This is a genomic window from Noviherbaspirillum denitrificans (genome assembly GCF_002211445.1).
Lineage (GTDB): Bacteria > Pseudomonadota > Gammaproteobacteria > Burkholderiales > Burkholderiaceae_D > Noviherbaspirillum > Noviherbaspirillum denitrificans.
Genome location: NZ_LSTO01000032.1, coordinates 1 through 4894 on the forward strand (window position 1 = coordinate 1; position 4894 = coordinate 4894).

General features: G+C 60.3%; 4 protein-coding genes. All 4 read left to right on the top strand.

Annotated elements, in window-relative coordinates:
* Positions 1 to 31: 31 nt before the first annotated feature.
* Entirely contained in the window at positions 32 to 2854 is a 2823-nt protein-coding gene (locus AYR66_RS27860; protein WP_088710776.1) for a ribonucleoside-diphosphate reductase subunit alpha, read from the top strand.
* Between the two features lie 94 nt (positions 2855 to 2948).
* Positions 2949 to 4136, top strand: coding sequence for a ribonucleotide-diphosphate reductase subunit beta (locus tag AYR66_RS27865; protein ID WP_088710775.1), 1188 nt, complete (start codon positions 2949 to 2951; stop codon positions 4134 to 4136).
* A gap of 140 nt (positions 4137 to 4276) precedes the next feature.
* Complete coding sequence (locus AYR66_RS29155) at positions 4277 to 4417, top strand: hypothetical protein (RefSeq protein WP_170942402.1); 141 nt, start codon at positions 4277 to 4279, stop codon at positions 4415 to 4417.
* 244 nt (positions 4418 to 4661) lie between these two features.
* On the top strand, positions 4662 to 4894 hold a 233-nt coding region (locus tag AYR66_RS27870), incomplete at its 3' end, for a hypothetical protein (RefSeq protein ID WP_206047386.1).

Sequence of the window (4894 nt, forward strand, 5' to 3'; positions counted from 1 at the left end):
GCAGGCGACGGCGGCCGACACGCCGGCGAACCTGTCCGTCAGCCTCGGCGACTACAAGATCATCCGCCGCAACGGCGCGGTCGTCGGCTTCGAGCCGTCGAAAATCTCCATCGCCATGACCAAGGCCTTCCTTGCCGTGAACGGCGGGCAGGGCGCGGCATCTGCCCGCGTGCGCGAGCTGGTCGAGCAGCTGACCAATGGCGTGGTGTCCGCGCTGGTGCGCCGCCAGCCGGCCGGCGGCACTTTCCATATTGAAGATGTCCAGGACCAGGTCGAGCTGGCGCTGATGCGCTCCGGCGAGCATGACGTCGCCCGCGCCTATGTGCTGTACCGCGCCAAGCGCATGGAAGAGCGTGCACAGCAGCAAGCGGCCAAGGCCGTCGACGCCCCCCAGCTGCACGTCATCGAAAACGGCCAGAGCCGTCCGCTCGACCTCGATCAGGTGCGTACCCTGATCTCCTCCGCCTGTGTCGGCCTCGAAAAGCATGTCGATGCCGAAGCGATCCTGGCCGAGACCGTCAAGAATCTGTACGACGGCGTGCCCGTCGAAGAGCTGCACAAGTCCGCCATCCTGGCTGCCCGCGCGCTGATGGAAAAGGACCCGGCCTACAGCAAGGTCACCTCCCGCCTGTTGATGCACACCATCCGCAAGGAAGTGTTCGGCCAGGAAGTCGCCCAGGCCGACGCGCAGCAACACTATATTGATTACTTCCCGAAATTCATCAAGAAGGGCATCGCCGCCGACCTGCTGGACGACAAGCTGTCGCAGTTCGACCTGAAGAAATTGGCCGACGCCATCAAGCCGGAACGCGACCTGCAGTTCGGCTACCTCGGCCTGCAGACGCTGTACGACCGCTACTTCCTGCACATCCAGGGCACCCGCATCGAAATGCCACAGGCCTTCTACATGCGCGTCGCGATGGGCCTGGCGCTCAACGAAATCGACCGCGAAGCCCGCGCCATCGAGTTCTACAACCTGCTGTCGTCCTTCGACTTCATGAGCTCGACGCCGACGCTGTTCAACTCCGGCACCCAGCGTTCGCAGCTGTCTTCCTGCTACCTGACCACCGTGTCGGACGACCTGGAGGGCATCTACGAAGCCATTAAAGAGAACGCGCTGCTGGCCAAATTCGCCGGCGGCCTCGGCAATGACTGGACCCCGGTGCGCGCGCTCGGTGCCCATATCAAAGGCACCAACGGCAAATCGCAGGGCGTGGTTCCGTTCCTGAAAGTGGTGAACGACACCGCCGTCGCCGTGAACCAGGGTGGCAAGCGCAAGGGCGCGGTATGTGCCTACCTGGAAACCTGGCACATGGACATTGAGGAATTCCTCGACCTGCGCAAGAACACCGGCGACGACCGCCGCCGCACCCATGACATGAACACCGCGAACTGGATTCCCGACCTGTTCATGAAGCGCGTGATGGAAAAAGGCGAGTGGACCCTGTTCTCGCCGTCCGACGTCCCGGACCTGCACGACAAGTTCGGCCGCGCTTTCGAGGAAGCCTACCTCGGCTACGAAGCCAAGGCGGCCCGTGGCGAGCTCAAGTTGTTCAAGAAGATCCAGGCGCTCGACCTGTGGCGCAAGATGCTGTCCATGCTGTTCGAGACCGGCCATCCGTGGATCACGTTCAAGGACCCGTGCAACATCCGTTCCCCGCAGCAGCATGTCGGCGTCGTCCACAGCTCCAACCTGTGCACCGAGATCACGCTCAACACCAACGATTCCGAAATCGCGGTCTGCAACCTCGGTTCGGTCAACCTGCCGGCACACATGAAGGATGGCAAGCTCGACCACGCCAAGCTGCAGAAGACCATCCGCACCGCGATGCGCATGCTCGACAACGTGATTGATATTAACTATTACGCCGTCAAGAAAGCGCGCGATTCCAACCTGCGCCACCGTCCGGTCGGCATGGGCATCATGGGCTTCCAGGACTGCCTGCACATGATGCGCGTGCCGTACGCATCGGCGGAAGCGGTGGAGTTCGCCGACCGCTCGATGGAAGCCGTCTGCTACTACGCCTACTGGGCATCGACTGAACTGGCGGAAGAGCGCGGCCGTTACAGTTCCTACCAAGGTTCGCTGTGGGACCGCGGCATCCTGCCGCAGGATTCCCTGAAGCTGCTGGCCGAAGAGCGTGGCGGCTACCTGGAAGTCGACACATCGGAAACCATGGACTGGGCCTCGCTGCGCGACCGCATCAAGACACACGGCATGCGCAACTCGAACTGCGTGGCGATCGCGCCGACGGCGACGATCTCCAACATCATCGACGTGTCCGCCTGCATCGAGCCGACCTATCAGAACCTGTACGTGAAGTCGAACCTGTCCGGCGAATTTACCGAGATCAACGAGCACCTGGTGCGCGATCTCAAGGCACGCGGACTGTGGGACGAAGTGATGGTTGCCGACCTGAAGTACTTCGACGGCAGCCTGGCCAAGATCGACCGCATCCCGCAAGACCTGCGCGAGATCTACGCCACCGCGTTCGAAGTCGATCCGAAGTGGCTGGTGGAAGCCGCGTCGCGCCGCCAGAAGTGGATTGACCAGGCGCAATCGCTCAACATCTACATGGCGGGTGCCTCCGGCAAAAAGCTCGACGAGACCTACAAGCTCGCCTGGCTGCGCGGCCTGAAGACCACCTACTACCTGCGTACCATCGGCGCGACCCACGCCGAGAAGTCGACCACCAAGGCCGGCGCGCTCAACGCGGTGTCCGCCAACATGGGTTCCGCCGCCACCGCATCGGCCGCTGCCGAACCGATGGCGATCCCGACCGAAGTCGCGGGTCCGGTGTGCACACTGCGTCCCGGCGACGCTGGCTTCGAAGAGTGCGAAGCCTGCCAGTAACACTGCGCATGTGAACGGCGCGGCATCTCCGCCGCGCCGTTTCCTTGAACATCACGCAACGACAACTACAATACCCTCTGTAAGGAAGAACACCATGCTAAGTTGGGATGACGAAGCAACCCCGGTCGCAAAACCCGCTCAAGCTCCGCAACCGCAGCCGGCGCTCGCCGCCGTGACGTCTCCGGTCCTGCGTCCTAGCGCGTCCGACATCGCCCTGAATCCGGCGCTCGTCGCCAAACCACAATCCTCCGCGGGCGCCGAAACCCGCCGCGTGAATGCCGCCGACAAGCGCATCATCAACGGCCAGACCGACGTCAACCAGCTGGTCCCGTTCAAGTACAAGTGGGCATGGGACAAGTACCTTGCCGGTTGCGCGAACCACTGGATGCCGCAGGAAATCAACATGCAGCGCGACATCGAGCTGTGGAAGAACCCGAACGGACTGACCGAAGACGAGCGTCGCGTCATCAAGCGCAACCTCGGCTTCTTTGTCACTGCCGACTCGCTCGCCGCCAACAACATCGTGCTGGGCACCTACCGCCACATCACCGCGCCGGAGTGCCGCCAGTACCTGCTGCGCCAGGCATTCGAGGAAGCAATTCATACCCACGCATACCAGTACATCGTCGAGTCGCTCGGTCTCGACGAGGGCGAGATCTTCAACGCGTACCACGAGGTTGCGTCGATCCGCGACAAGGACGAGTTCCTGATTCCCTTCATCGACGTGCTCACCAATCCGGAATTCAAGACCGGTACCGTCGAAGCGGACCAGACACTGCTGCGTTCGCTCATCGTGTTTGCATGCCTGATGGAAGGATTATTCTTCTATGTCGGCTTCACGCAGATCCTCGCGCTCGGTCGTCAAAACAAAATGATGGGAGCAGCGGAGCAGTACCAGTACATCCTGCGTGATGAATCGATGCACTGCAATTTCGGGATCGATCTCATCAACACGATCAAGCTCGAGAACCCGCACCTGTGGACTGCAGAGTTTCGCGAAGAGATCAAAGCGTTGTTTTTGCGTGCGGTAGAGTTGGAATATCGCTACGCAGAGGATACAATGCCGCGTGGAGTACTCGGATTGAATGCACCAATGTTCAAAGGGTACCTGCGATTCATCGCGAATCGCCGCGCACAGCAGATCGGACTCGATCAGCTGTTCCCGCAGGAAGAGAATCCCTTCCCGTGGATGAGCGAGATGATCGATCTGAAGAAGGAGCGCAACTTCTTCGAGACTCGAGTGATCGAATACCAGACCGGTGGTGCACTGAACTGGGAATGAACAAGATCAGATCCCGAGTCGATAGCGTCAAGCGGATGGAGAGACAGCAGTCGACTCACCATCGGTAAGCAGGAAGAGACTGCAACACCGAGAGGTTACAACCGAACTTAATGGACAGTAGACGAACGACTCGATCTTCTGTGATTCAGCCGCTTACCCCGACGCTGTCGGGCAAGGCGGCTTTTTCTTTGAAAAACCTGTTGGGTTTTCAGAAACAGTATTCCCACGCCGGCTTTGCTGCCGGCGTTTTTTTTGGCTTCGCGGTTCGCAGCGCCGTTTGAGCGCGCGGCCAGGACCTCCATCACCGCCGACGCGCGGCGGTGAATTCAAGAAGAGAGGGCGTAGCTGAATGAGGCTGAAGTGCTGCATGTGTGAGGTGATGCAGCAGTTCAGCTGGTGCCGAATTCATTAGCGCAAACAGAAGTGTGCTTGTGCCGATGAATAATCCGCGTGGATCATCGCGATGGTCGATGCGGGTTTCCAACCTCGTAGTTTGAACTTTCTCATCACGTGAAGGAGAAACAAATGGCAACAGCAAAGAAACCCGCTGCTAAGAAAGCAGCCGCGGCGAAGAAGCCGGCAGCAGCCAAAAAGGCAGCAGCTCCGAAGAAGGCCGCAGCAGCCAAGAAGCCGGTAGCGAAGAAGGCAGCAGCAGCCAAGAAGCCGGTAGCGAAGAAGGCAGCAGCAGCCAAGAAGCCGGTAGCAAAGAAGGCGGCAGCAGCCAAGAAGCCGGTAGCAAAGAAGGCAGTAGTAGCCAA

Coding starts and splice junctions, on each gene's coding strand:
- AYR66_RS27865 (WP_088710775.1), top strand. CDS start 2,949: ATGCTAAGTTGGGATGACGAAGCAACCCCGGTCGCAAAACCCGCTCAA.